This is a genomic window from Agromyces mariniharenae (assembly GCF_008122505.1).
Taxonomy (GTDB): Bacteria; Actinomycetota; Actinomycetes; order Actinomycetales; family Microbacteriaceae; genus Agromyces; species Agromyces mariniharenae.
This window is the reverse complement of record NZ_VSSB01000001.1, coordinates 2,373,406-2,395,729: the sequence shown is the minus strand read 5'-3', so window position 1 is coordinate 2,395,729 and position 22,324 is coordinate 2,373,406. Positions and strand designations below refer to the sequence as shown.

27 protein-coding genes are annotated in these 22,324 nt (G+C 71.8%); 12 read left to right on the top strand and 15 right to left on the bottom strand.

What is annotated here, in order from left to right; all coding sequences use genetic code 11:
• The first annotated feature begins 9 nt into the window (after positions 1-9).
• Positions 10-2,415, top strand: a complete 2,406-nt coding sequence (locus FYC51_RS11025) for a phosphoketolase family protein (protein WP_148733574.1) — start codon at positions 10-12, stop codon at positions 2,413-2,415.
• Positions 2,416-2,433: 18 nt separating this feature from the next.
• Here FYC51_RS11025 and FYC51_RS11020 read toward each other — a convergent pair whose 3' ends face one another.
• From FYC51_RS11020 to FYC51_RS10995, 6 genes are all read right to left on the bottom strand, one after another.
• The gene (locus FYC51_RS11020) at positions 2,434-3,423 is read right to left on the bottom strand and encodes an aldo/keto reductase (protein WP_148733573.1); all 990 of its coding nucleotides are present in this window, start codon (positions 3,421-3,423) and stop codon (positions 2,434-2,436) included.
• 94 nt (positions 3,424-3,517) lie between these two features.
• Positions 3,518-4,378, bottom strand: coding sequence for a PhzF family phenazine biosynthesis protein (locus FYC51_RS11015; protein ID WP_148733572.1), 861 nt, complete (start codon positions 4,376-4,378; stop codon positions 3,518-3,520).
• Positions 4,375-4,980: a hypothetical protein gene (locus FYC51_RS11010; RefSeq protein WP_148733571.1), complete on the bottom strand. Its 606-nt coding sequence runs from the start codon at positions 4,978-4,980 to the stop codon at positions 4,375-4,377. The genes FYC51_RS11015 and FYC51_RS11010 overlap by 4 nt, the downstream gene beginning before the upstream one ends.
• 212 nt (positions 4,981-5,192) lie before the next feature.
• A complete protein-coding gene (locus tag FYC51_RS11005; RefSeq protein ID WP_148733570.1) occupies positions 5,193-5,633 on the bottom strand; it encodes a VOC family protein in 441 nt (146 codons plus the stop codon).
• Between the two features lie 80 nt (positions 5,634-5,713).
• Positions 5,714-6,187: an SRPBCC family protein gene (locus tag FYC51_RS11000; RefSeq protein ID WP_148733569.1), complete on the bottom strand. Its 474-nt coding sequence runs from the start codon at positions 6,185-6,187 to the stop codon at positions 5,714-5,716.
• Entirely contained in the window at positions 6,184-6,585 is a 402-nt protein-coding gene (locus FYC51_RS10995) for an ArsR/SmtB family transcription factor (protein WP_222863237.1), read from the bottom strand. Before FYC51_RS10995 ends, FYC51_RS11000 begins: the two co-directional genes overlap by 4 nt.
• Before the next feature lie 161 nt (positions 6,586-6,746).
• On the opposite strand from FYC51_RS10995, the gene FYC51_RS10990 reads away from it, so the two are divergent.
• Entirely contained in the window at positions 6,747-7,163 is a 417-nt protein-coding gene (locus FYC51_RS10990) for a VOC family protein (RefSeq protein ID WP_148733568.1), read from the top strand.
• Positions 7,164-7,392: 229 nt separating this feature from the next.
• Here FYC51_RS10990 and FYC51_RS10985 read toward each other — a convergent pair whose 3' ends face one another.
• Positions 7,393-7,848, bottom strand: coding sequence for a MarR family winged helix-turn-helix transcriptional regulator (locus tag FYC51_RS10985; RefSeq protein ID WP_148733567.1), 456 nt, complete (start codon positions 7,846-7,848; stop codon positions 7,393-7,395).
• A gap of 129 nt (positions 7,849-7,977) precedes the next feature.
• Here FYC51_RS10985 and FYC51_RS10980 point away from each other — a divergent pair, with 129 nt between their 5' ends.
• Together FYC51_RS10980 and FYC51_RS10975 are read left to right on the top strand one after the other, a co-directional pair.
• The gene (locus FYC51_RS10980; protein WP_148733566.1) at positions 7,978-9,213 is read left to right on the top strand and encodes an MFS transporter; all 1,236 of its coding nucleotides are present in this window, start codon (positions 7,978-7,980) and stop codon (positions 9,211-9,213) included.
• Between the two features lie 226 nt (positions 9,214-9,439).
• Positions 9,440-10,141 carry a type 1 glutamine amidotransferase domain-containing protein gene (locus tag FYC51_RS10975; protein WP_148733565.1) on the top strand — a complete coding sequence of 234 codons (702 nt, stop codon included), beginning with the start codon at positions 9,440-9,442 and terminating at the stop codon, positions 10,139-10,141.
• 140 nt (positions 10,142-10,281) lie between these two features.
• On the opposite strand, the gene FYC51_RS10970 is transcribed toward FYC51_RS10975, so the two are convergent.
• Together FYC51_RS10970 and FYC51_RS10965 are read right to left on the bottom strand one after the other, a co-directional pair.
• Positions 10,282-10,635 carry a TFIIB-type zinc ribbon-containing protein gene (locus FYC51_RS10970; protein WP_148733564.1) on the bottom strand — a complete coding sequence of 118 codons (354 nt, stop codon included), beginning with the start codon at positions 10,633-10,635 and terminating at the stop codon, positions 10,282-10,284.
• Positions 10,636-10,745: 110 nt separating this feature from the next.
• On the bottom strand, positions 10,746-11,402 hold the full coding sequence (locus FYC51_RS10965) for a UdgX family uracil-DNA binding protein (protein WP_148733563.1): 657 nt from the start codon (positions 11,400-11,402) through the stop codon (positions 10,746-10,748).
• A 245-nt stretch (positions 11,403-11,647) separates the two neighbouring features.
• On the opposite strand from FYC51_RS10965, the gene FYC51_RS10960 reads away from it, so the two are divergent.
• From FYC51_RS10960 to FYC51_RS10950, 3 genes are read left to right on the top strand one after another with little or no spacing between them, the layout of a single operon-like run.
• The gene (locus tag FYC51_RS10960) at positions 11,648-11,995 is read left to right on the top strand and encodes a hypothetical protein (RefSeq protein WP_148733562.1); all 348 of its coding nucleotides are present in this window, start codon (positions 11,648-11,650) and stop codon (positions 11,993-11,995) included.
• On the top strand, positions 11,995-13,566 hold the full coding sequence (locus tag FYC51_RS10955) for a M14 family zinc carboxypeptidase (RefSeq protein WP_148733561.1): 1,572 nt from the start codon (positions 11,995-11,997) through the stop codon (positions 13,564-13,566). Before FYC51_RS10960 ends, FYC51_RS10955 begins: the two co-directional genes overlap by 1 nt.
• A 54-nt stretch (positions 13,567-13,620) precedes the next feature.
• A complete protein-coding gene (locus FYC51_RS10950; protein WP_148733560.1) occupies positions 13,621-14,493 on the top strand; it encodes an NAD-dependent epimerase/dehydratase family protein in 873 nt (290 codons plus the stop codon).
• 103 nt (positions 14,494-14,596) lie between these two features.
• Here FYC51_RS10950 and FYC51_RS10945 read toward each other — a convergent pair whose 3' ends face one another.
• The gene (locus FYC51_RS10945; protein WP_056733649.1) at positions 14,597-14,800 is read right to left on the bottom strand and encodes a cold-shock protein; all 204 of its coding nucleotides are present in this window, start codon (positions 14,798-14,800) and stop codon (positions 14,597-14,599) included.
• Between the two features lie 417 nt (positions 14,801-15,217).
• On the opposite strand from FYC51_RS10945, the gene FYC51_RS10940 reads away from it, so the two are divergent.
• The 4 genes from FYC51_RS10940 to FYC51_RS10925 are packed head-to-tail and all read left to right on the top strand — an operon-like array spanning position 15,218 to position 17,268.
• Positions 15,218-15,769: a VanZ family protein gene (locus tag FYC51_RS10940; RefSeq protein ID WP_187432589.1), complete on the top strand. Its 552-nt coding sequence runs from the start codon at positions 15,218-15,220 to the stop codon at positions 15,767-15,769.
• Positions 15,770-15,800: 31 nt separating this feature from the next.
• Positions 15,801-16,616: a sulfite exporter TauE/SafE family protein gene (locus FYC51_RS10935; RefSeq protein ID WP_148733558.1), complete on the top strand. Its 816-nt coding sequence runs from the start codon at positions 15,801-15,803 to the stop codon at positions 16,614-16,616.
• Positions 16,609-16,965 (top strand): DUF2510 domain-containing protein, encoded by a 357-nt coding sequence (locus FYC51_RS10930; protein ID WP_187432588.1) that lies wholly within the window; start codon positions 16,609-16,611, stop codon positions 16,963-16,965. Before FYC51_RS10935 ends, FYC51_RS10930 begins: the two co-directional genes overlap by 8 nt.
• A gap of 9 nt (positions 16,966-16,974) precedes the next feature.
• A complete protein-coding gene (locus FYC51_RS10925) occupies positions 16,975-17,268 on the top strand; it encodes a DUF1905 domain-containing protein (protein WP_148733556.1) in 294 nt (97 codons plus the stop codon).
• A 103-nt stretch (positions 17,269-17,371) separates the two neighbouring features.
• Here FYC51_RS10925 and FYC51_RS10920 read toward each other — a convergent pair whose 3' ends face one another.
• Both FYC51_RS10920 and FYC51_RS10915 read right to left on the bottom strand, forming a co-directional pair.
• On the bottom strand, positions 17,372-18,598 hold the full coding sequence (locus FYC51_RS10920; RefSeq protein WP_238476303.1) for an RNA polymerase sigma factor: 1,227 nt from the start codon (positions 18,596-18,598) through the stop codon (positions 17,372-17,374).
• Positions 18,599-18,636: 38 nt separating this feature from the next.
• Entirely contained in the window at positions 18,637-19,011 is a 375-nt protein-coding gene (locus FYC51_RS10915) for a YciI family protein (RefSeq protein WP_148733554.1), read from the bottom strand.
• Between the two features lie 264 nt (positions 19,012-19,275).
• Here FYC51_RS10915 and FYC51_RS10910 point away from each other — a divergent pair, with 264 nt between their 5' ends.
• A complete protein-coding gene (locus FYC51_RS10910) occupies positions 19,276-20,415 on the top strand; it encodes a carboxylate-amine ligase (protein WP_148733553.1) in 1,140 nt (379 codons plus the stop codon).
• A gap of 26 nt (positions 20,416-20,441) precedes the next feature.
• Here FYC51_RS10910 and FYC51_RS10905 read toward each other — a convergent pair whose 3' ends face one another.
• The 3 genes from FYC51_RS10905 to FYC51_RS10895 all read right to left on the bottom strand — a co-directional run bounded on the left by FYC51_RS10905 (position 20,442) and on the right by FYC51_RS10895 (position 22,162).
• Complete coding sequence (locus FYC51_RS10905) at positions 20,442-21,062, bottom strand: hypothetical protein (RefSeq protein ID WP_148733552.1); 621 nt, start codon at positions 21,060-21,062, stop codon at positions 20,442-20,444.
• A 197-nt stretch (positions 21,063-21,259) separates the two neighbouring features.
• Complete coding sequence (locus FYC51_RS10900; protein WP_148733551.1) at positions 21,260-21,841, bottom strand: hypothetical protein; 582 nt, start codon at positions 21,839-21,841, stop codon at positions 21,260-21,262.
• Between the two features lie 99 nt (positions 21,842-21,940).
• On the bottom strand, positions 21,941-22,162 hold the full coding sequence (locus tag FYC51_RS10895; protein ID WP_148733550.1) for a hypothetical protein: 222 nt from the start codon (positions 22,160-22,162) through the stop codon (positions 21,941-21,943).
• Between the last annotated feature and the right edge of the window lie 162 nt (positions 22,163-22,324).

Genomic DNA, 22,324 nt, shown 5'->3' with positions numbered 1-22,324 from the left:
AGCGACGACATGGCATCGAGGGGCGGGGCATCCGTCGCCCTCGAGGTCGTCGACGCGTGGTGGCGCGCGGCGAACTACCTGAGCGTGGGCCAGATCTACCTCATGCGCAACCCGCTGCTCGATCGCCCGCTCGAGCCCGACGACGTCAAGCCGCGTCTGCTCGGGCACTGGGGCACGTCGCCCGGCCTGAACCTCGTCTACGCGCACCTCAACCGCGCGATCGTCGAGCGCGACACGCCGACGCTGTACGTGTGCGGGCCGGGTCACGGAGGCCCGGCGATGGTCGCGAACACCTGGCTCGACGGCACGTACTCCGAGCTGTTCCCGGCGACCACGCTCGACCGGCCGGGCATGGAGAAGCTGTTCCGCCAGTTCTCCTTCCCCGGCGGCATCCCGTCGCACGCGGCGCCCGAGACGCCCGGGTCGATCAACGAGGGCGGCGAGCTCGGGTACTCGCTCATGCACGCGTTCGGCGCGGCGCTCGACAACCCGGGCCTCGTGGTGGCGTGCGTCATCGGCGACGGCGAGGCCGAGACCGGGCCGCTCGCGGCGAGCTGGCGCGGGCACTCGTTCCTGAATCCGGTCACCGACGGCGCGGTGCTGCCGATCCTGCACCTCAACGGCTACAAGATCGCGAACCCGACGCTGCTCGCGCGAATACCCGAGGCGGAGCTCGTCGACTTCTTCCGCGGCAACGGCTACGAGCCGCTGCTCGTCACGGGCGGCTTCGACGGCGAGGACCACATGGCCGTGCACGGCCGCCTCGCCGACGCGATCGACGTCGCCTACGAGCGCATCGGCGCGATCCGGGGGGATGCCGCGGCCGGCGCGTTCGACGTGAACGCGGCGCGCTGGCCCGCCATCGTGCTCCGCACGCCCAAGGGCTGGACCGGCCCCGGCGTGGTCGACGGGGTGCAGGTGGAGGGCACGTTCCACGCCCACCAGGTGCCGCTCGCGGAGGTGCGCGAGAACCCCGAGCACCTCGCGATGCTCGAGGCCTGGCTCCGCTCGTACCGGCCCGAGGAGCTCTTCGACGCCGACGGGCGGCCGGTCGCCGACCTCGACGCGCTGCGCCCCCGCGGCGAGCTGCGGATGAGCGCGACCCCCGTGGCGAACGCCGGCATCGTGCGGCCGCTCGACCTGCCGCCGACCGAGGACTTCGCCGTCGACGTGGACCCGGGCGATCGCGGCGACTCCGCCGAGTCGACGCGGGTGTCCGGCGCCTGGCTCGCCGAGCTCATGCGGCGCAATCCCGACGACGTGCGGCTCTTCGGCCCCGACGAGGTGCTCTCGAACCGGCTCGGCGCGGTGTTCGACGTGACGAAGCGGGTGTGGGCGGAGTCGCTGCATCCGCTCGACGAGCACCTGGCACGGTCGGGCCGCGTGACGGAGGCGCTCAGCGAGCACCTCATGCAGGGCATGCTCGAGGGCTACCTGCTCACCGGTCGGCACGGGCTCATCACGAGCTACGAGGCGTTCATCCACATCGTCGACTCGATGTTCAACCAGCACGCGAAGTGGCTCGAGTCCGCGACGCACGTGCCATGGCGCGGCGACCTCGCCTCCCTTAACTACCTGCTGTCGTCGCACGTGTGGCGGCAGGACCACAACGGCTTCTCGCACCAGGACCCGGGCTTCCTCAACGTCGTGGTGAACAAGCAGGCCGACGTCGTGCGGGTGTACCTGCCGCCCGACGCGAACACGCTGCTCGTGGTCATGCGGCACGCGTTCGACACGCAGAACCGGGTGAACGTCATCGTGGCGGGCAAGCAGCCGGCGCCGCAGTGGATGACGCACGCCGAGGCCGAGGCGCACGTCGAGCAGGGCGTCGGCATCTGGGCCGAGGCGAGCAACGAGCCCGGGTACGACGCGGCCGACCCCGCGGCATCCGTGCCCGACGTCGTGCTGGCGTGCGCGGGCGACGTGCCGACCATGGAGACCGTGGCCGCTGCGCTGCTGCTGCGCGAGCGCCTGCCCGACCTGCGCGTGCGCGTCGTGAACGTCGTCGACCTGATGCGGCTGCAGGATCCGTCGCATCACCCGCACGGACTCAACGACCTCGCGTTCGACGCGATCTTCACGAAGGACCGGCCCGTGGTGTTCGCGTTCCACGGGTACCCGTCGCTCATCCACCAGCTCGCCTACCGGCGCACGAACCACGCCAACCTGCACGTGCGGGGGTTCGTCGAGAAGGGCACCACGACGACGCCGTTCGACATGCTGCACCTCAACGACCTCGACCGGTACCGGCTCGCGCTCGACGTGATCCACCGCGTGCCGGGCCTCGCCGAGCGAACCGGCGTGGCCGAGATCGCCGACGAGTGGCACGCGGCGCGGGCCGCGGCACGCGAGTACGCGTACGAGCACGGCATCGACCCCGACTGGGTCACCGGCTGGGAGTACGAGTCGCGCTGAGGTGCGCCGCGGGCTCGCCTACCAGCGGTCGTGCACGAGCGGTCGGATGTCGCGGTCGTAGAGCTCGCGCACCTGCGCCTGGAACGACGCCGGCAGCTCGAGCGAGCCCGCGGCCGCGTTCGCCCGGGCCTGCTCTGGGCTGCGAGCCCCGGGGATGACCGAGCTCACGCCGTCCTGCGCGGCGACCCAAGCGAGCGCGACCTGCGCAGCGGTGGCGTCGGGCGCCGTCTCGCGCGCGAGCTCGGTGAACTCGGATGCCGCGCGCACCCCGGTCGCGTAGTCCACGCCCGAGAACGTCTCGCCGACGTCGAACGACTCGCCGTGCCGGTTGAAGCTGCGGTGGTCGTTCGCGGGGAACTCGGTCTCGAGCGTGTAGCGGCCCGAGAGCAGTCCGCTGGCGAGGGGCACGCGCGCGATGATGCCCACGCCGTTCGCGCGGGCGGCGGGCAGCACGTCGTCGAGCGGCTTGAGGCGGAACGCGTTGAGGATGATCTGCACGCTCGCCACCCGCGGACGCGCGATCGCGGCGAGCGCCTCCTCGACCGTCTCGACGCTCACGCCGTAATCGGCGATCGCGCCCTCGTCGACGAGCGTGTCCAACGCGTCGAACACCCGGTCGTCGGCGTACACCGAGGTCGGCGGGCAGTGCAGCTGCACGAGGTCGAGCGTGTCGACGCCGAGGTTCGCGCGCGAGCGGTCGGTCCAGGCGCGGAAGTGGTCGAGCGAGTAGTTGGCGTGCTCCTGCGGCATCCGTCGGCCCATCTTCGTGGCCACCGTCACGCCCGAGCCGGGGTGCTCACGCAGCCAGCGCCCGATCAGCGTCTCGCTGCGGCCGTCGCCGTAGACGTCGGCGGTGTCGAAGAACGTGACGCCGGACTCGTGGGCCGCGTCGAGCACGGCGAGCGCGTCGGACTCGTCGACGTCGCCCCAGTCGGCGCCGAGCTGCCAGGTGCCGAGGCCGATCGCGGAGACGGTGCGGCCGGTGCGGCCGAGGGTGCGGGTCTGCATGCGATCGAGCCTAGCCGCGAGTTCGGAAGGCGGTTGCCGGGATCGCGACGTCGGCCGGGTGCCGCTGCTGCTCGACGGATGCCCCGCCCGCGCCTCAGCGGATCGCCACCGCCCGCCCGCTCACGACGATGCCGCCCTGCTCGGGGATGTCGACGATGAGCCGCCCGGGGCGTCCGACGTGCCGGCCCTGCTCGATCACCACGCGCGCGGGCGGACGCACCGCGCCGATCCCCCGCAGGTAGCCGCCGACCGCGGCGGCGGCCGAGCCGGTCGCAGGGTCCTCGGCGATGCGGCCGACGGGGAAGATGTTGCGCGCCTCGAAGTGCAGGGCGCCCTCCGCGGCATCCGACACCCGATGCAGCACGGCGATGGTGAGCGGCCAGCCCTGCGCGTCGATGAACGCGCGCATCGCGCCGGGGTCGAAGCCGAAGTCGTCGAACACGTGGGAGTCGGCGATGACGATGATCGGGTGCCGGCCGCCGGCGGTGGCGATCCGAGGCGGATACCGCTCGTCGAGGTGCACGCGGTCGACGCCGATGAGCTCGAGCAGGGCGTCGAGCGCGAACTCGGGGAAGTGCGCGACCTCGGTGTCCGGGCTCGTGAACGCCGCGTACAGGCCGCCGGCGTCGGCGCGCGTCTCGATCACGATCTCGCCGACGGGCGTCGCGAATCGAACCACGCCCGGGCCCTCGCGCTCGGCGATCGCGACCGCCGTGGCGATGGTCGCGTGCCCGCAGAAGGGCACCTCGGAGATCGGCGAGAAGTAGCGCACGGTGCGCACGTCGCCCTCGCGAGCCGTCACGAAGGCGGTCTCGGAGTAGTCGACCTCGGTCGCGATCGCCTGCATGGCCGCGTCGTCGAGCGTCGACGCGTCGAGCACGATGCCCGCCGGGTTGCCGCCCTCGGGATCGTCGGCGAACGCGGTGTACCGCAGGACCCTGGGCTCCGAGCTCATGACGCCTTCGTCGGCGAGTAGCGCGTGGCCGACCAGTCGTCGGCGACGGCGCTGACCTTCGTGTCGCGCCACCCGGACCCACGCAGCACGGCGCGCACGGCGTTGTCGCCGGGCGCTGTGCTCGCGCGGCCCTTGCCGTGCACGACCCACACGTGCGAGGCGATGCCGCACTCGCGGAACCACGCGGGCAGCGACTCGAGCTCACCGTCGTTGTGCACGACGACCACCACCACGTCGGCCTCCCATGGGGGCACCCGCGTGGCACCGGCCAGGGCGTCGTCGAGCTCGTGCAGCGGCAGCGCACCCCGCACTGCGACCGTCTCGCCCTCGGACACCCCGAGCTTCTCGGCGAGCGACGGCGGCGGCGTGGTGAGCGCCGTCGCCCACGTCGGCGCCGCCGCGCCGAGCTCGAACCGGTACATGCGCCCGTCGGCCTCGAACGACACCACGCCGTCGGCCGCCTCGACATGCGACCACGCCGAACGGGGCACGCGCGCCCGGCGCTCGCCCGAGATCTGCAATCCGGCGGCCTCGAGGTGCAGCGTCACGGATGCCGCGGTTCCGTGCTCGCCGATCCAGGTCGCCTTCGCCTGCCTCCCCATGTCAGAACCCCCCGGATCATGATCGCTGCGGACGCGGCTCGATGCAATGGGTCTGGGGTCGGATGTCGCAGGGTTTCCACCCGAGATCGGGTGGCGCGGCGCGAACGCGCAGACGGGGGCGCAGACGAGCGGATGCCGCGGGCCGATCTCCTCGTGGGGGATGGGCTCGCGGCATCCGCCGCGTGGTGCGGTAGGCCCGGTCGGCCCCGCCGTCAGCCCTCCTGCTCGGCGCCGAAGCGCTGGCGGGCGTCGAGCGGGATGAGCGGCCGCTCGCCGCGCGCCGTGATCTGCTGCACGGCCCACGTGTTGCCGTCGGGATCGGCGAACCCGAAGAAGGTGCCGCCGTCGCGCTCGTCGAACACGGTGATCTCGCTGCACTCGATGCCGCGGGAGGTGAGCTCCTCACGGGCGGCGGCCGCGTCGGCGACGACCAGCTGCAGCCCGCGCATCGAGCCCGGCGCCATCTCGCGCTGCGAGGGCAGGTCGCCGATCACGATCGAGCAGCCGGACCCGCGCGGGGTGAGCTGCACGACGTGCATCTGCTCGTTGCGCGTGTCGTGGTCGAGGTCGAACCCGACCTGGTCGCGGTAGAACGCGACGGACCGGTCGATGTCGGTGACGGGGAGGAGGACGACCTCGAGGGTCCAGTCCATGGTGTGCTCCGTTCTCGGTGTGGTGGGTGTGGTGCCGGCCGGGCCCGAGGCGATCGCGCCGGTGCGCCGGTGGGTGCTCGTCAGGCGGCGAGGATCGCGTCGAGGCGCTCGAAGCCCTCGCGCAGGCCGATCTCCATGCCCGACTCGACCATGCCGTCGCGTGCCTCGACGCTCGGGTAGGTCGACCAGCCGCGGAGTCGGGAGCGGCCGTCGCCCAGGTCTTCGAAGGTCATCGACTCGACCGCGACGACATCGGGGTACCCCTCGAACTCGAAGGTCTGCACGGCGAACTCGTTGTCGCGCACGGTGTGGAACGTGCCGTTGAACCGGTACTCCTCACCCTCGGGATTGCGGTGCACGTAGCGGTAGCCGCCCTGGGTCGTGAAGTCCCAGCGCTCGATGTCCATCTCGTAGCCGTTCGGCCCGAGCCACTGCTTCACCAGCTCGGGCTCGCGGTGGGCGCGGAAGACGGCCTCGACCGGGGCGTCGAACTCGCGGATGATCTCGATGAAGGGGAGCCCCTCGGGGGCGTTGATGGTGACGGGGTTCGTCATGGTTCCGTCGCTTCCTGTGCAGCCCCGGTGTTCGGGGCTTCGGTGTCGGGTGCCGCGGCGTCCGTGCCGCGGCCGGTGAGCAGGGCGTCCAGGTTGCGGAACTGCTGCTCGTGGATCAGCCGGTAGCGGTCGATCCATGCGGTGAGCGCCTCGAGCTGCGCCGCATCCAGGTGCACGGGCCGGCGCTGCGCGTCGCGCGTGCGCGTCACGAGCCCCGCCTGCTCGAGCACCTGGATGTGCTTCGAGACCGCCTGCTTGGTGATCTCGAACGGCTCGGCCAGCTCGTTGACCGTCGCCGGGCCCCGGCTGAGCCGGGCGATGATGCGACGGCGCACCGGGTCGGCGAGGGCCATGAAGGCCCGGTCGAGGCGGTCGTCGGCGCTCGGGTCGTAGATCATGGCCGCCTCCTTTGTCAACTCGATGCTTGATCAACCGTTTGATTGATTACGAGAGTACGCCCATGCCGGATGGTCGTCAAGAGTTTGCCGGGACCCCCTCGCGTCGCCGCGGCATCCGGAGCAGAATCGGGCGGAGGACCAACCAAGATCTGGAGGCCACGATGGTCACGCTCAACCCGTACCTGAACTTCCGCGACAACGCCCGCGAGGCGATGGAGTTCTACCACTCCGTCTTCGGCGGCGACCTGAACGTCTCGACGTTCGCCGACTTCCAGTCGGCCCAGGACCCGTCGGAGAACGACCTCGTGATGCACGCGCAGCTCGACGGACCGGGACTCACGCTCATGGGCGCCGACACCCCGAAGCACATGGACTACAACGGCATCTCGGGATTCTCGGTGTCGCTCTCGGGCACGAACGACGAGGACGCGACGCTGCGCGGCTACTGGGACAAGCTCGCCGACGGCGGCACCGTCGTGCAGCCGCTCGAGGTCGCGCCCTGGGGCGACGCCTTCGGCATGCTCGTCGACCGCTTCGGCGTGAGCTGGCTCGTCAACATCGGCGGCGCGGCCGCCTGACGATCACGACGCGGCATCCGTCATCTCTGGCGGCGGATGCCGCGTTGTCGTGTCAGCGATCGTGCTCGGCTCAGCTCGGCTCCGGCTCCGGCTCCGGCTCAGCTCAGCTCAGCTCAGCTCAGCTCAGGCGATCGGTCCCGATTCAGGCACGGATGCCGCATCGCGGCCTGAATCGCGACCGATCGCCTGAATCGTGCTCGCGTCGCGCCGCAGCCGCGCCGCTCGACGCTCAGCCGGCGGCCGGCACCGCGGCGCCGTGCAGCGCCTCGACGACGGGCGAGAGCTCGGGCTGGTCGGCGGCCTCGGCGAGCACGCGCTCGAGCGTCTCGTCGTGGATCGGGCGCGCCCGCTCGTAGAGCGCCCGGCCGGCCGGCGTGAGCTCGGTGTAGATGCCGCGCCGGTCGTCGGCGCAGAGGATGCGCGTGAGCAGCGCGCGATCCTCGAGCCGGTTCACGAGGCGCGTGGTGGCGCTCGGGCTGAGCGCGGCGGCGCGGGCCAGCTGCTGCATGCGCATGTGCCAGCCGTCCTGCCGGTTCAGCGCGTCGAGCACGGTGTACTCGACGACCGAGAGGTCGACCGACGCCGCGAGCGCGCGCTCGAGCTCGGCCTCGATCATGCCGTGCAGTGCCGCGAGCGTGCGCCAGCCCTGTGCGCGCACCTCGACCGCGTCGTCGGCGATGCCCATGTGATGCTCCTCGGTCTGGTCGGCGAAAGTAGTTGCTTGCGCTTTGTATTTGCGTGTGCAAGTATTATGCCTGCGTTCGCAATAGAGCGCGTCTGCAACTATCTTACCGCTTCCCAGGAGATCTTCCGCATGCCACTCGGACTCGTCGCCCTCGCCATCGGGGGCTTCGGCATCGGCCTCACCGAATTCGTCATCATGGGCCTGCTGCCCGAGGTGGCCGCCGACTTCGGCGTCACCGAGGCGGCGGCGGGCTGGCTCATCTCGGGCTACGCGCTCGCCGTCGTCGTGGGGGCGCTCGGGCTCACGGCCGCCACCACCCGTCTCCCCCGCAAGCCCGTGCTCATGGGCCTGCTCGTGCTCTTCATCGTGGGCAACGCCCTCTCGGCGCTGGCCCCGACCTACGAGCTCATGATGGCCGGACGCGTCATCGCGGCGCTCTGCCACGGCGCGTTCTTCGGCATCGGCTCGGTCGTCGCGGCCGGCCTCGTCGCTCCCGAGAAGGCCGCGGGCGCCATCGCGATCATGTTCACCGGCCTCACCGCCGCGAACGTGCTCGGCGTGCCGTTCGGCACGTTCCTCGGCCAGCAGTTCGGCTGGCGCTCGACGTTCTGGGTGATCGCGGCGATCGGCGTGCTCGCCCTCGTCGGCATCGCCACGCTCGTCCCTGCACTCCACCGCGACGGGCCGGCCCCGAGCCTGCGTCGCGAGCTCGGCGCGTTCCGCTCGGGACAGGTGTGGCTCTCGCTCCTCGTCACCGTGCTCGGCTTCGGCGGCATGTTCGGGGCGTTCACCTACATCGCCTACACGCTCACCGAGGTCAGCGGCTTCGCGGCGAACGCGGTGCCGTGGCTGCTCGTGCTCTTCGGCGCGGGCCTCGTCGTCGGCAACTGGGTCGGCGGACGCCTCGCCGACCGCTCGATCGACGGCACCCTGCTCGCCTTCATCGGCGCGCTCGTCGTCGTGCTGGCGCTCTTCGCCTGGCTCGCCTGGAGTCCCGTCGCCACCGTGGTGCTGCTCGTGCTCATGGGCGCCTTCGGGTTCGGCACGGTGCCCGGGCTCCAGAGCCGCATCATGCGCTACGCCGCCTCGGCCCCCACGCTCGCGTCGGGTGCGAATATCGGCGCGTTCAACCTCGGCAACGCGCTCGGCGCGTTCGCGGGCGGCGTCGGCATCACCGCGGGCCTCGGCTACACGTCGCCCATCTGGGCCGGCACGGTCATCACGCTCGCCGCGCTCGCGGTCATGACGGTCGCGGCCGTCGCCGCTCGTCGCGCAGGGCGAGCGGATGCCGCGAACGCGCCCCGAGCGGATGCCGCGACGACGCCCGCCTCACCCGAGCGCGAGCCCGCGGCATCCGTCGCCTGAGTCGCGCCCGGACCATGCACGCATGGCCCGCACGCTGCGCAGGCCCGCACGCTGCGCAGGCCCGCACGCTGCGCAGGCCCGCAGGCTGCGCAGGCGATCGCGCGGAATTCAGGCCGAGATCACGGAATCCGTCCTGAATCGCGGGCGATCGCCTGAATCGCGAAGGTGCGACCCGATCCACGAACCCCATCCCCCAACTCGCACACCACTCAGGACAGGACCACGAATGCGCAACCTCCTCATGATCGTCACCGGGGCGACCAGCCTCACCATGAAGGACGGGTCGGAGCATCCGACCGGCTTCTGGGCCGAGGAGCTCGTGACGGCGCACCGCGACCTCGTCGCAGCCGGCCACCGCGTCACGATCGCGACGCCGGGCGGCGTCACGCCCACCGTCGACGCGGTGAGCCTCGACGCGGCGGTCGTCGGGAGCGCCGAGACGGTGCGCGAGCTGGAGGCGTACCTCGCGTCGATCGCCGGCGAGCTCGCCGCCGCGGTACCCGTCGCCGACGTCGACCCCGCCGACTACGCCGCGGTCGTGCTTCCGGGCGGCCATGGCCCGATGGCCGACCTCGCGTCCGACGCGGGCGTCGGCCGCGTGCTCGTCGCCGCGAACGACGCCGGCACGATCATCGCGCCGTTCTGCCACGGACCCGCCGCGCTGCTGTCGGCGACGCTCGCCGATGGCACCAATGCCTTCGCCGGGCGCCGCCTCACCGTCTTCACCGACGAGGAGGAGCGCACCGGCGGCACCGGCGAGAACACCCCGTGGTGGGTCGAGACCGCGCTCCGCGACGCCGGCGCCGTCATCGAGTCGGCTGCGCCCTGGAGCGACCACGTCGTCGTCGACCGCAACCTCATCACCGGGCAGAACCCCCAGTCGAGCGCCTCGGTCGCGCGCCGGGTGCTCGAGGCGCTCGCCGCCTGAGTCCCACGTCGGTGACGTGCCGGCGGATGCCCCGATTCAGGCGATCGGCGGGAATTCAGGCGCGGATGCCGCAGCGCAGCCTGAATCGCCGCCGATCGCCTGAATGGCGGCCGAGCGCGCGGCATCCGTGGGGTCGAGGCTCAGTCGAAGAGGTCGGAGAGCCAGCTCTCCTTCTTCTTCTTGCGGTACTGGCCCTGGTCGCCGTAACCGCGGTTGTCGTAGCCGCGGTTGTCATAGCCGCGGTCGTACCGGGGGTCGTACGACTGCTGCCCATAGGCCGGCTGCTGGTACTGGGGCGCCTGCGGCGGCGCGGGCGGCGTTGCGGGGGCCTGGGCGGCCGACGCGGCCTGGCCGAACTCGCGGGCGTCGCGCTCGATGATCTTGTCGAGCTCGCCGCGGTCGAGCCACACGCCGCGGCAGGTCGGGCAGTAGTCGATCTCGATGCCGCTGCGCTCGCTCATCACGAGCACGGTTCCGTCGTTGGGGCACTGCATCGGGGGATCCTCCTCAGGGTCGTCCGCGAACATCGGCGTCTCGACGACCCTATTGAGCGAAGCTCCGAAGACGCCGGGATGCCGCGCGCACGAACCGCGGTCGCGGTAGATCAGCCCGCGGCATCCGCTGCCGTGCGCAGGTCGTCGACGAGCGCCTCGAAGGCTGCGGCTCGGTCGGCGGCGTCGTCGATCCGAAGCAACGCCGACGGATGCGTCGTCACGAGCACGGGCGCCGGCAGCGCGGGTGCCCCGCCTGCGGCATCCGGCGGCATGACCCTGCCGCGGATCTCGCCGATGCGCACCGTGCGACCGAGCACCGAGCGGGCCGCGGTCGCTCCGAGCGCGACCACGACCGCGGGCTGGACCGCCTCGAACTCGGCCTCGAGCCAGGGGCGGCAGGCGACGATGTGGGCGACCGACGGCTTCTCGTGGATGCGCCGCTTGCCGCGCCGCTCGAAGCGGAAGTGCTTCACGGCATTCGTGACGTACACCCGTTCGCGGGCGATGCCCGCCGCGTCGACCGCGTCGGCGAGCAGCCGCCCGGCCGGACCCACGAAGGGCTCCCCCTCGAGGTCCTCGCGGTCACCGGGCTGCTCGCCCACGAGCATGAGCGCCGCCCCCTGGCGACCGCGCGAGAACACCACCTGCGTGGCGTCGCGCCAGAGCTCGCAGCCACGGCAGTCGGGCGCGGCGCGACGCAGCTCGTCGACGTTCGCGTCCTCGGGGACCCACTGCTCGGCGCCGGGTCGCTCGACGTCCCTTGGCATGGTGCGAGGCTAGGCTCGGTGCCCGTCCGGTGGGAGGGGGTTGCGGCATCCGACGTGTCCGACGCGGCATCCGAGAGCCCATCGGAACATGAGGTTGCGTCACTTCTGCGGCGGGAGTACGTTGACGCCCAGAGGGGTCCGGGGGGAGCCCGTTCGACGTGCCCGCACGAGTCGACGTGCCCGCGCGAGCACGTCGGGCGCGCCATCGACCTTCGGGCGTGCCATCGACCTGAGGGGGAAGTCCCATGGCCAGGCGATCGAAGCGCGACGAGCGCGATGACGGCGTCGACGAGGGGCCGGGCCGCCAGCAGGGCGCCCGCTTCGAGGCGACGGTCCACCCCGGCGAGCGCGACGTCGCCCTGAGCCAGGTGTCCGACCTCGACCTCGACCGCATCCCCGATCCGCAGGGCGGGGTGCGGGTGGTCGTCACGGCGGACGAGCTCGCCGAGCTCGTGCGGCGCGGCTACGAGGTGCGGGTGTTCCGCACCGTGCCGATCGAGCCGCTCGATCCGAAGCTCATCCAGTCCGACGAGGACGCGAAGCGCTGGCTCGACGAACGCGTCGCCGGCATCCCGCGTGAGGAGGAGGGCTGATGTACCGCACCGTCGCGCAGCTCGACTCGCTGACGCAGCTCCTCGCCACCTGGTTCCCCGACTACTTCACGCGGATCCAGCTCCCCGAGGCATCCGTGCAGGGACGCCCCGTCTTCGCCCTCCGGCTGCGCGCCGGCACGGGACCCGAGCGACGCGGCGTGCTGCTCGTCGGCGGCACGCACGCGCGTGAGCTCATGAATCCCGACGCGATCGTCGAGCTCGCCGTCGACCTGTTCACGAGCTACGTCAACGAGCGGGACCTCGTGTACGGGGGCCGGCGCTGGCCCGCCGCCGACGTCAAGCTCATCCTCGAGGCCCTCGACATCTGGATGGTCCCGTGCGTGAATCCCGACGGGCGCGTGCACGTGATGACCGTCGACGGCATGTGGCGCAAGAACCGTCGCTCGAACGCGGGCACCTCGTGCATCGGCGTCGACCTCAACCGCAACGCCGACTTCGTGTGGGGCGTGACGCAGGGCCAGACCTCGTGCAACCCGTGCACCGACATCTACGTCGGGCCGAGCGCGTTCAGCGAGCCCGAGAACCGCAACGTGAAGCACCTGCTCGACACGCACCGTGTCGACACGTTCGTCGACGTGCACTCGTACTCCGAGCTCATCCTCTGGCCGTGGGGGCACGCCCCGACGCAGACCACCGATCCGTCGAAGAAGTTCACGACGCTGCCGACCGGCACGTGCGCACCGATCGGCGTCCCCGGCTACCAGGAGTACCTCCCGCCGCGCGACCTGCAGCGGTTCACGACGGTCGGCGGACGCATCCGCGACGCCATCGCGGCGGTTCGGGGTCGCACCTACGCGAACCAGGCGAGCGTCGCCCTCTACCCCACCACCGGCACGTGGAGCGACTACGCCTACAGCCGGCACATCGCGAGCTCACGACTCGGCAAGACCTACGGGTTCACGTTCGAGACGGGACCCTACGTGGGCTCGGCCGAGGAATCGTTCCACCCCGCCGACCCCGAGCCCGTGAAGCGCGACGCGAAGTCGGGCATGGTGGCGCTGCTCCAGCAGAGCATCTGCGCGATCGAGCTCATCGGACTCCAGTTCTTCCGCGCGCAGACCGAGGTCAACGCGCTGCGGAAGGTGCGCGACAAGCTGCTCGCCACCACCGACGCCGGACGCGAGTGGATCGCCCTGTTCGAACGCGTGGAGGTGCCCGTGCTGGCCGCGGCGCTGCAGGACCGCGACCTGCTCGGCGAGACCGCCGAGCTCGTGAAGCGCAGCGCGGGCCTCGCCCGCGACGACACGGCCAAGCTCACGACCGAGGAGGTCGACGTGGGGGTGAGGGTCGTGCGGCGGCTCCGGACGCGCGTCGACGACCCCGAGCTGCGGAAGGACCTCCGCGCGATCGAGGTGCACCTCGACGCCATGCGCGGCGTCACGATGGCGAAGGCGATCGAGCGCCTGATGGTGCAGCCGCCGGGTGCGAAGCCGAAGGCGCCGGCGGCGCGCGGCCGGGCGACGACCGGGTCGAACGCGAAGCCGAAGGCCGTCGAGAACGGCGCACCGACGGCGAAGGCGTCCACGAAAGCGGGCGCGCGCCGGCGCTGAACGGCGACGGATGCCGCGACGCGCCGCCGCGGCATCCGGTGCCAGACTTGGGGCATGCGCATCGCCGTCACCGGAGGGTCGGGCAAGCTCGGCCGCACCGTCGTCCGCACGCTCCGCGACGAGGGCCACGAGGTGGTGAACCTCGACCAGCAGGGGGACCGCGAGTCGGTCACTCGGGTCGACCTCACCGACTACGGTCAGGTGATCGACGCCATCGCGGGCGTCGACGACCGGCACGCCGGGGTCGACGCGATCGTGCACCTCGCCGCGATCCCGGCGCCCGGCATCGTGAGCGATGTCGCGACCTTCCACAACAACATGCTGTCGACGTTCAACGTGTTCCAGGCGGCCCGCCGCCTCGGCATCACGCGCATCGTCTACGCGTCGAGCGAGACGGTGCTCGGCCTCCCCTTCGACGTGCCGCCGCCGTACATCCCCGTCGACGAGGAGTACGCGGCCCGGCCCGAGAGCACGTACTCGCTCGTGAAGCACCTCGAGGAGCAGATGGCGATCGAGCTCGTGCGCTGGCACCCCGAGCTCTCGATCACGGCGCTGCGCTTCTCGAACGTCATGGACCCCGCCGACTACGACGCGTTCCCGTCGTTCGACGCCGACGCGAGCCTGCGCAAGTGGAACCTCTGGGGCTACATCGACGCACGCGACGGCGCGCAGGCCGTGAGCCTCGCGCTCGCCACGGCGCACCCCGGTTTCGAGCGCTACATCATCGCCGCGGCCGACACCGTCATGACCCGGCCGAACGCCGAGCTCGTCGCGGAGGTGTTCCCCGACGTGCCCGTGCGCGGCGACCTCGGCGTCAACGACACGATGCTCTCGATCGACAAGGCGCGCCGCATGCTCGGATACGAGCCGCGGCACTCGTGGCGCGACGAGGTGACGGATGCCGCGGCATCCGTGCGCCCCAGCTGAGCCCGAGTCACGCCCCGGCTGAGCCCGACCGCCGTGTCCGGCCCCGGCCGAGACGACGGACGCCGCCGCGAGCGAGTCGCGACGGCGTCCGGTTGTGCGAAGCCTAGAGCCCGCGGATGTTCTCGGCCTGCAGGCCCTTGGGGCCCTGCGCCACCTCGAACTCGACCTTCTGGCCCTCTTCGAGCGAGCGGTAGCCGCTGCCCGTGATGGCGCTGAAGTGCGCGAAGACGTCGGCGCTGCCGTCGTCGGGGGCGATGAAGCCGAAGCCCTTTTCGGCGTTGAACCACTTGACGGTTCCGGTTGCCATACTGCTGTCCTTCTCTCATGCGGGCCGCCGGCTGCGTGCCCGGTGCGATCGGCGGTCGATCGCGGCTCCGGCGACACGGTGCCGCCGAGGCGTCTTGGGCGAGGGGCGGGGTGCACTCGGCATCCGCCGTCTCGTATCGGGTCATGCCATGCGGATCGGTCCGCCTCCGGGCAATCAGGTGGAGGCGCGGGCGAATGCCCGCTGATGGAGGTCAACCAACACTAATGCACTCCGGCCGATCCGGCACGGTTTCATCCACAGGTGACGTGCGGTGACGCGGCGATGCGGCGCGCCCGACCCGGCCGACTCGACCCCCAGCCGGCGCGACTCGTCCTCGACAGGAGGGCATCGGCGGTGATCGGCGGACATGCGGCAACGTGCCAGCCTGCTCATAGGGAACCGGAGGAGAATCGTGGGATGAACCGCCGCCCCCTGCGATTCGTCGCCCTCGCCTACGCAGCCCTCGTGCTGTGGGTGACGGTCGGGCCCACGCCCTGGCGCACGAGCAGCGGCAGCCAGCTCGACGGCGGCATCCTCAATCCCGAGTCGTGGACGGCGACGACCACCTGGACCACCGGGTACCTCTCCGAGATGGCGTTCAACGTGGCGCTGTTCATCCCCGTCGGCGTGCTCGCCGCCCTGCTCATCCCACGCCGCCGCTGGGCGCTCGCGCTGCTCGCTGGGCTGGCGTTCACCACCGTCATCGAGCTCATCCAGGTGCCCGAGCCGCACCGCATCTCCGACCCGCGCGATCTCGTGATGAACACGGCGGGCGCCGTCTTCGGCGTCCTGCTCGTGCTCGCCGGCCGCATGGTACGCCGATCCGCCCGGGTGGCCGCGGCGCTGCCGGTGGCGGTTCCGGCCATGGAGTCGCTGCCCGACGTCGTCGCCGACCCGTCCATAAGCATCGGCGCCACCGAGCGCACCGAGTCCACCGTGCTGCTCGCCGCCGGCGACCGCGCGGCCTGATCCCGCGGCCGCGCGCCGCTACGCTGGGCGGGTGACCTCCCCCGACGCTCCCGCCGATCAGGCGCGCGTGCCGTGGGTGCGTCTCGCGCTCGTCGGGGCGGCGGGCGGACTGCTGTCGGGCGCGTTCGGCGTCGGCGGCGGCATCCTCATGGTCCCGCTCCTCATCCTCTTCGCGGGCATGGACCAGCGTCGCGCGTCGGCCACCTCGCTCGCGGCCATCGTGCCCGCCGCACTCGCGGGGTCGCTCACGTACTTCGCGAACGGCGAGATCGACCTGCTCGCGGCGCTGTTCGTGGCGATCGGCGGCATCGTCGGGTCGTGGATCGGCTCGTGGCTGCTGCGGCGGCTCTCGCTCGGCTGGCTGCGGTGGCTGTTCGTCGGCCTGCTCATCGCGGTGGCGGTGCGAATGGTGCTCGTCGCGCCCGTTCGCGGCGACTCCTCGATCGAGTTCGACGTCCTTCCCATCCTCGGCATGATCGCGCTCGGCATCGTGATCGGCATCGCCTCGGGCCTGTTCGGCATCGGCGGCGGCGTCATCATGGTGCCCGCGTTCATCGCGCTGTTCGGCATGAGCGACCTCGTGGCGAAGGGCACGTCGCTCGCCGTGATGCTCCCCACCGCGATCAGCGGCACGGTCGCGAACACGCGGGCGGGCATCGTCGACCTCCGGGTCGCCCTCGTGGTCGGCATCGCGGCGACCATCGCCTCGTTCGGCGGCGTCGCGATCGCGTTCCTGCTCTCGCCCGAGTGGTCGGCGTGGCTGTTCGCCGCGCTCATGGTCGTTGCGGCCGTGCAGCTCGCCGTGCGCGCCGTGCGGCTCACGCGGAAGGAACGCGACGGTGCCTGAGCCTCGACGCGCGGCCGGGTGGTACGACGACGACGCGGATGCCGCGATCCTGCGCTACTGGGACGGCGCGAAGTGGAGCCCGCACACGGCGCCGCGGCCCCCGCACGATGACGCGCACGAGCGGCTCGTCGCCCTGTTCCGGGAGGACGCGCCGCCCCGCACGACCGCGCCGCACGCGGAACCGGCGAGTGCGACGGTCGGGCCCGGCGTGGCTGCCACGACCGCACCGGCCGTCACCGTGACGCTGCCCCTGCGCGCGCCCGACGAGCACACCACGGTTCCGCTCCCCGACGAGCCGGCGGCGTCCCGACCGGGCGACCGGCGCCGGCGCGTCGGTGGTCGCCGGTAGCATCCGGGCATGCGATTCCGCTTCACGGCGCCGCTCTGGGAGTGGAGCGCGCAGGGCGGCTGGTTCTTCGTGACCCTGCCCGAGGAGATCGGCGACGACATCCGCGAGGTGCCGCGCATGCCGCGCGGCTTCGGGTCGGTGCGCGTGCGCGTCACGGTGGGCGGCACGACCTGGTCGACCTCGGTGTTCCCCGACTCGAAGCAGGGCAGCTACGTGCTGCCGGTGAAGAAGGCCGTGCGCACCGCAGAGCGCATCGAGGAGGGCGACGACGTCGAGGTCGCCCTCGAGGTGCTCGACCTCTGAACGCACGCTGGAATCCCGCTGACGCGCTGGAATCCCGCCCGGTCCGGATTCCGGCGCACGGACGGGATTCCTGCGGCGAGTGCGCGATCCCGCGGGCGGCCGCTCAGCCCGTCGAGCTGCGCAGGCGCTCGGCCTTCGCGGCGAGGTAGCGCTGCTCCGGCCCGTTGAGCGTGCGGCGCGCCGCCTCGGCGAACGCGAGCGACGCGGCATCCGTCGACCCCGACTGCTCGAGCAGGTGTGCGCGCACCGCCCAGGTGCGGTGGTGGTCGGACAGCCCGCCGTCGTGCTCCGCCTCGGCGCGGTCGAGCGCCAAGAGCCCCGGCTCGGGACCCTCCACCATGGCGAGGGCGACGATGCGTCCGAGCGTGACCATCGGGCTCGGGGCCATGCGCGCGAGCAGGTCGTAGAGCCCGAGGATCTCGAGCCAGTCGGTCGTCGCGGTCGAGTCCGCCTCATCGTGCACCGCCGCGATCGCGGCCTGCAGCTGGTACGGGCCGATGGGCGCCCGGTCGAGCACCGCGGTCACGAGCGCGACGCCCTCGTCGATCATGGCCCGGTCCCAGCGCGACCGGTCCTGCTCGTCGAGCGGCACGATCGCACCAGCGTCGTCGGTGCGGGCGGCACGGCGCGCGTCGGTGAGGAGCATGAGCGCCAGGAGCCCGGTCGTCTCGCCCGAGGCATCGGGGTCGGCGTCGTGGAGCTGTCGGGTGAGCCGGATCGCCTCCGCCGAGAGGTCGACCCGGGCGAGCCGGTCGCCCGAGCTCGCGGTGTGCCCCTCGGTGAAGACGAGGTAGAGCACGCTGCGGAGCGCGCCGAGCCGTGCCTCGAGCTCGTCGGGGCGCGGCATCCGGAAGCCCTCGTCGCTCGCCTTGATGCGCGCCTTCGCCCGCGAGATGCGCTGGGCGACGGTGGCCTCGGGCACGAGCAGCGCGCGGGCGATCTCGGCGGTGGTGAGTCCGCCGACCGCCCGCAGCGTGAGCGCCACCTGCGACGGCGTGGTGAGCGCGGGGTGGCAGCAGAGCAGGAACAGGGCGAGGGTGTCGTCGACGCCGGGGACCGGGGTGGGCGGCGGCTCGAGGTCGGCGGCGAGCGACTCGCGGCGTCGGCGGGCGGCATCCGATCGCACCTGGTCGATGTAGCGCCGCGACGCCACCTGCACGAGCCACGCGCGCGGGCTGTCGGGCACGCCGTCGCGAGGCCACTGGGCGGATGCCGCGATGAGCGCCTCCTGCATGGCGTCCTCGCACGCTTCGAAGTCGCCGTAGCGCCGCACGAGCACTGCGAGCGCCGACGGTGCGGCATCTCGCAGTGCTCGGACGGCGTCGCTCACGGCGTCGCTCATCGTCTCACCCGGCGTCGCGCCCGTCCTCAGACGTCGCCGCGGGCGGCCATGTCGAGCACCGGGCGCACCTCGATGAGCCCGAACTCGGCCTCGGGGAAGCGGGCGGCGATCTCGACCGCGCGGGCCTCGGTCTCGCAGTCGACGAGGTAGAACCCGGCGAGCAGCTCCTTCGTCTCGGCGAACGGGCCATCGCTCGCGACGGCGCTGCCGTCGGTCTGCGTCACGCGCTTCGCGAGCGAGGCGTCGGCGAGCGCCTCGGCGGCGACGTACTCGCCGCTCGACACGAGCTCCTCGCTGATCGCCTGGTAGTAGGCGTAGCCCTCGGCCTGCTGCTCGGGCGTGAAGCTGTCCCACATCGCCCGCGACTCGGGGTTGCTGTAGATCTGGATGAGGTACTTCATCGGAATCGCTCCTTCGATCGTGCGTCGTCGTCGTTTCGTTCAGGAGGCTGGACCGCGCTCCCACCAGTATGTCGAGGCTGCCGTCGCGTTCTCGACACGTGCCCCCGGACGGGTCTTTCCTCCCGATGCGCCGTTCCCTCGGGGATCACCGGATAGCCGAGAACCGTTCATCCGTCACGGGGTTGACAGGAGGATTCCAGCCACCGATGGTCGAATCGGGGGACAGTTTCGAGGTCAGGTCGGGGTCGGCGGAGGGGTCACGTCGTGAGGACGTTCGGAATCGAAGAGGAGTTCCAGTTCCTCGAGCGCATGACGCTGCGCCCGGCGGATGTCGCGGCCGACGTGTACGGCGCCCTGATGGCGTCGCCGCAGTGGGCCGACGTCACGCACAAGGAGTTCCTCGCCTCGCAGGTCGAGCACGCGTCGGCCGTGTTCTCCTCGCTCGAGGAGGCGCGATCGGCCCTGCTCGGCTTCCGGCGGTTCGTGGCCGAGCGCGCCGACGCGCTCGGCGTCGTCGCCGCGAGCGTGGGCACTCCCCCGCAGACGACGCCGTTCCCCTCGATCGCCGACGTCGAGCGCTACCACCGCATCGTCGCCGACCTGGGCGGGATCATCGCCGACCACCAGCTGAGCGGCCTGCACGTCCACGTCGGCGTGCCCGACCGCGAGGCGGGCGTCGTCGCGCTCAACGCCGTCCGGCCGTGGATGCCCCTCCTCACCGCCATCTCGACGAACTCGCCGCTGTGGCGCGGCCACGACACGGGCTACGACAGCTGGCGCACCATCCTGCTGCGCCGCTGGACGATCGCGGGCTGCCCGCCCTCGTTCATCGACGCCGCCGACTACGACCGCCGTGTCCACCGGCTCCTCGGCATCGGCGGCACGAAGGACCTCGGCCTGATCTCGTGGGACGTCCGCCTCTCCGAACACCTCCCCACGATCGAGTTCCGCATGGCCGACGCGCAGCTCGACGTCGAGTCGACCCTGCTCGTCGCCGCGCTCTGCCGCGCCGTGGTGAGTCACGCACTCACGAGGCCCGAGGCGACGGATGCCGCGGCGAACGCCTCGGCCGAGGTGCCGCCCGAGCTGCTCAGCGCGGCGCTGATGCACTCGGCGCACCACGGCATGCGCGCCGACGTGTTCGACCCGATCTCCGGCGGACTCGCTCCGGCCGGCGACGTGCTGGGCCGCTTCGTCCTCATGCTCACGGACGAGCTCGAGGAGGAGGGCGACCTCGACGCCGTCCAGAGCTCGGTGCGACGCCTGCGCCGCGCAGGCACCGGCGCGGAGCGGCAGCGTGCGGCCTTCGCGATCGACGGCATGGCCGGTGTTCGGCGGTTGCTCGACGCGACCATCGTGGCGAACCAGGGCCGCAGCGGCGAGCACACGCCGTCGACGTGGTAGGGCTCGACGTCGTCGTGGGTTGGAACTCAGCAGCCGGGCCCTGACGGGTCGGCGATGCAGTCGCCGCGCGTCAGCACCGTGTCGAACTCGCCCACGAGCACCCGCTGCGGCGGGCCCGTCACCGCGAGGGTGCCCGCGATGGACCGCCAGGGCGAACCCGCGAACCGGTACTCGGCGCGAAGCGCGACCTCCAGCTCGGCCGTATACTCGCCCGGAGCGACGTAGACGTGGCTGGTCGGAGTCGGGCTGAACTCCCGCTGCCCGAGGGCGTCCCACGTCGCGCCGGGGCTGCCCGATTCGACGATCCCGCCGTCGCTGTGGCTCCAGCGGTAGCCGACCGGCGTGAACCGGACGTCGGCGGGCTGCCCGAGCAACGTGCCGGAGACCACCTCGACGGATGCCGCCGCCACGAAGTTCGCCGGCAGCCCGACCACCGCCCATCCCCCGGGCTCCATCCCGTTGCCGGGCGTCGCCGGGCGGAACGACGCGATGTCGCGGAGCGTCACGACGATCGGTGCCGCGGGCTCCTCCTGCGGCGCGGCCGGATCGCCCGCGCAGAGCGTGAGGTTGTTGGGGCTGCAGTTGGCTGGTGGGGGCGGGGGAGGCGGCGACTCCGAGGTGTCGGTGCCAACAGTTGGAGCGCCCACCGGCTGCTCGGATTCCTCAGTGGAGCCTTGCTCACTGCCTGGCCGAATGGCCTCGAGAATTGCCTCCCCTGTGCTGAGGCTGCCTCCAACATCGGGGCAGCCCAAACCCGCCAGCGCGTCAGAGCAGCCGCTACCACCATCCGCCTTCGCCGGCGACGCAATTGCTATTGCCGCCGTCAGCGCAAGCGCGCTCGGAATCAACAGAAATCTTCGCCAGTCCAACGATCTACCCCGTCGACGAGCAGGACACTGGGATTCTCGGCAGTCGACACCAGAAACACTTGAGTCGGAGCGGATGCGTCACGATCTGCGGGGGTTACATCGCTACCGTCCGACGCAACAACCCTCACAGCACTCACATCACGGCAAAGGTAGATCGTGACCCTTGCGCCTTCTGTATCCACCGCATTCTCCGCAAGCGCCGCCTCATAGAACGTGGTTTCGCCAGTCATGCGAAGGCCCGCGTCCGCAAGTGCCGCGAACTCTTCGTGAAGTGTCTCGGCGTACGCCGATGTAACCGTTTCGTCCACACGCTGGGGATTCGTTCCTCCGTCCGCCGTAACGACCGCCGACGCGTCGTTGTACTTCGCATACGCAGCTTCCGCCGCCGCGAGCGCCTCCTCGTCCGACGCGAAGATCGGCGCGGGCGTGTCGGCCGCCGTCGGCGTGGGTGTCGGCGTGGGCGCGCCGACGCATCCGGCGAGCGCGAGCGCGAGGCCCGTCGCCGCGACGACCGAAGCGCCCCGTCGCACGGCTCGGCGGCGGCGGGGGATCGGCATGGCGTCGAGCCTAGGTGAGCCCGGCCGCCCGTCTCGCCGGGTTATCCACAGGCGGGCGCGGGTTCCTCTCCCGCGCGATGGATTCCGCCGGACCTCCGCCTAGCGCATGAGGTCGCGCACGAGCTCGCCCCACTCGAAGCCGCACTCGCGGCAGTCGAACAGGGGTCCGTCTGCGGCGAACGGGTCGGCGGCAGCATCCGCGTCGATGACGACGTCGACCGTGCGGGTGTACACGACCGCTCGCACGGCGGTCGACTCGCAGCGGGGGCACGGCTCGTCGAGCACGTCGGGCGCGACCGTGATCTGCACCTGGTTCGTCATGGCGCCCACGGTACGCACGGAGGGCGACAACACCCGGCGTACACGCGCGGGTCGGCCACAATCGAGCCGATCGTCCGCATGGCGCGAGCCCGGAGCGGACGCTCGGGAGGAGCGTAGTGGCACCGGATTCACCCGATCGGACCGGATTCAGGCGGGAATCCG

What these genes read in the sequence shown, in the direction of transcription:
- FYC51_RS11025 (WP_148733574.1), top strand. Translation starts at nt 10, where the DNA reads ATGGCATCGAGGGGCGGGGCATCCGTCGCCCTCGAGGTCGTCGACGCG.
- FYC51_RS11020 (WP_148733573.1), bottom strand. Translation starts at nt 3,423, where the DNA reads ATGCAGACCCGCACCCTCGGCCGCACCGGCCGCACCGTCTCCGCGATC.
- FYC51_RS11015 (WP_148733572.1), bottom strand. Translation starts at nt 4,378, where the DNA reads ATGAGCTCGGAGCCCAGGGTCCTGCGGTACACCGCGTTCGCCGACGAT.
- FYC51_RS11010 (WP_148733571.1), bottom strand. Translation starts at nt 4,980, where the DNA reads ATGGGGAGGCAGGCGAAGGCGACCTGGATCGGCGAGCACGGAACCGCG.
- FYC51_RS11005 (WP_148733570.1), bottom strand. Translation starts at nt 5,633, where the DNA reads ATGGACTGGACCCTCGAGGTCGTCCTCCTCCCCGTCACCGACATCGAC.
- FYC51_RS11000 (WP_148733569.1), bottom strand. Translation starts at nt 6,187, where the DNA reads ATGACGAACCCCGTCACCATCAACGCCCCCGAGGGGCTCCCCTTCATC.
- FYC51_RS10995 (WP_222863237.1), bottom strand. Translation starts at nt 6,585, where the DNA reads ATGATCTACGACCCGAGCGCCGACGACCGCCTCGACCGGGCCTTCATG.
- FYC51_RS10990 (WP_148733568.1), top strand. Translation starts at nt 6,747, where the DNA reads ATGGTCACGCTCAACCCGTACCTGAACTTCCGCGACAACGCCCGCGAG.
- FYC51_RS10985 (WP_148733567.1), bottom strand. Translation starts at nt 7,848, where the DNA reads ATGGGCATCGCCGACGACGCGGTCGAGGTGCGCGCACAGGGCTGGCGC.
- FYC51_RS10980 (WP_148733566.1), top strand. Translation starts at nt 7,978, where the DNA reads ATGCCACTCGGACTCGTCGCCCTCGCCATCGGGGGCTTCGGCATCGGC.
- FYC51_RS10975 (WP_148733565.1), top strand. Translation starts at nt 9,440, where the DNA reads ATGCGCAACCTCCTCATGATCGTCACCGGGGCGACCAGCCTCACCATG.
- FYC51_RS10970 (WP_148733564.1), bottom strand. Translation starts at nt 10,635, where the DNA reads ATGCAGTGCCCCAACGACGGAACCGTGCTCGTGATGAGCGAGCGCAGC.
- FYC51_RS10965 (WP_148733563.1), bottom strand. Translation starts at nt 11,402, where the DNA reads ATGCCAAGGGACGTCGAGCGACCCGGCGCCGAGCAGTGGGTCCCCGAG.
- FYC51_RS10960 (WP_148733562.1), top strand. Translation starts at nt 11,648, where the DNA reads ATGGCCAGGCGATCGAAGCGCGACGAGCGCGATGACGGCGTCGACGAG.
- FYC51_RS10955 (WP_148733561.1), top strand. Translation starts at nt 11,995, where the DNA reads ATGTACCGCACCGTCGCGCAGCTCGACTCGCTGACGCAGCTCCTCGCC.
- FYC51_RS10950 (WP_148733560.1), top strand. Translation starts at nt 13,621, where the DNA reads ATGCGCATCGCCGTCACCGGAGGGTCGGGCAAGCTCGGCCGCACCGTC.
- FYC51_RS10945 (WP_056733649.1), bottom strand. Translation starts at nt 14,800, where the DNA reads ATGGCAACCGGAACCGTCAAGTGGTTCAACGCCGAAAAGGGCTTCGGC.
- FYC51_RS10940 (WP_187432589.1), top strand. Translation starts at nt 15,218, where the DNA reads ATGAACCGCCGCCCCCTGCGATTCGTCGCCCTCGCCTACGCAGCCCTC.
- FYC51_RS10925 (WP_148733556.1), top strand. Translation starts at nt 16,975, where the DNA reads ATGCGATTCCGCTTCACGGCGCCGCTCTGGGAGTGGAGCGCGCAGGGC.
- FYC51_RS10915 (WP_148733554.1), bottom strand. Translation starts at nt 19,011, where the DNA reads ATGAAGTACCTCATCCAGATCTACAGCAACCCCGAGTCGCGGGCGATG.
- FYC51_RS10900 (WP_148733551.1), bottom strand. Translation starts at nt 21,841, where the DNA reads ATGCCGATCCCCCGCCGCCGCCGAGCCGTGCGACGGGGCGCTTCGGTC.
- FYC51_RS10895 (WP_148733550.1), bottom strand. Translation starts at nt 22,162, where the DNA reads ATGACGAACCAGGTGCAGATCACGGTCGCGCCCGACGTGCTCGACGAG.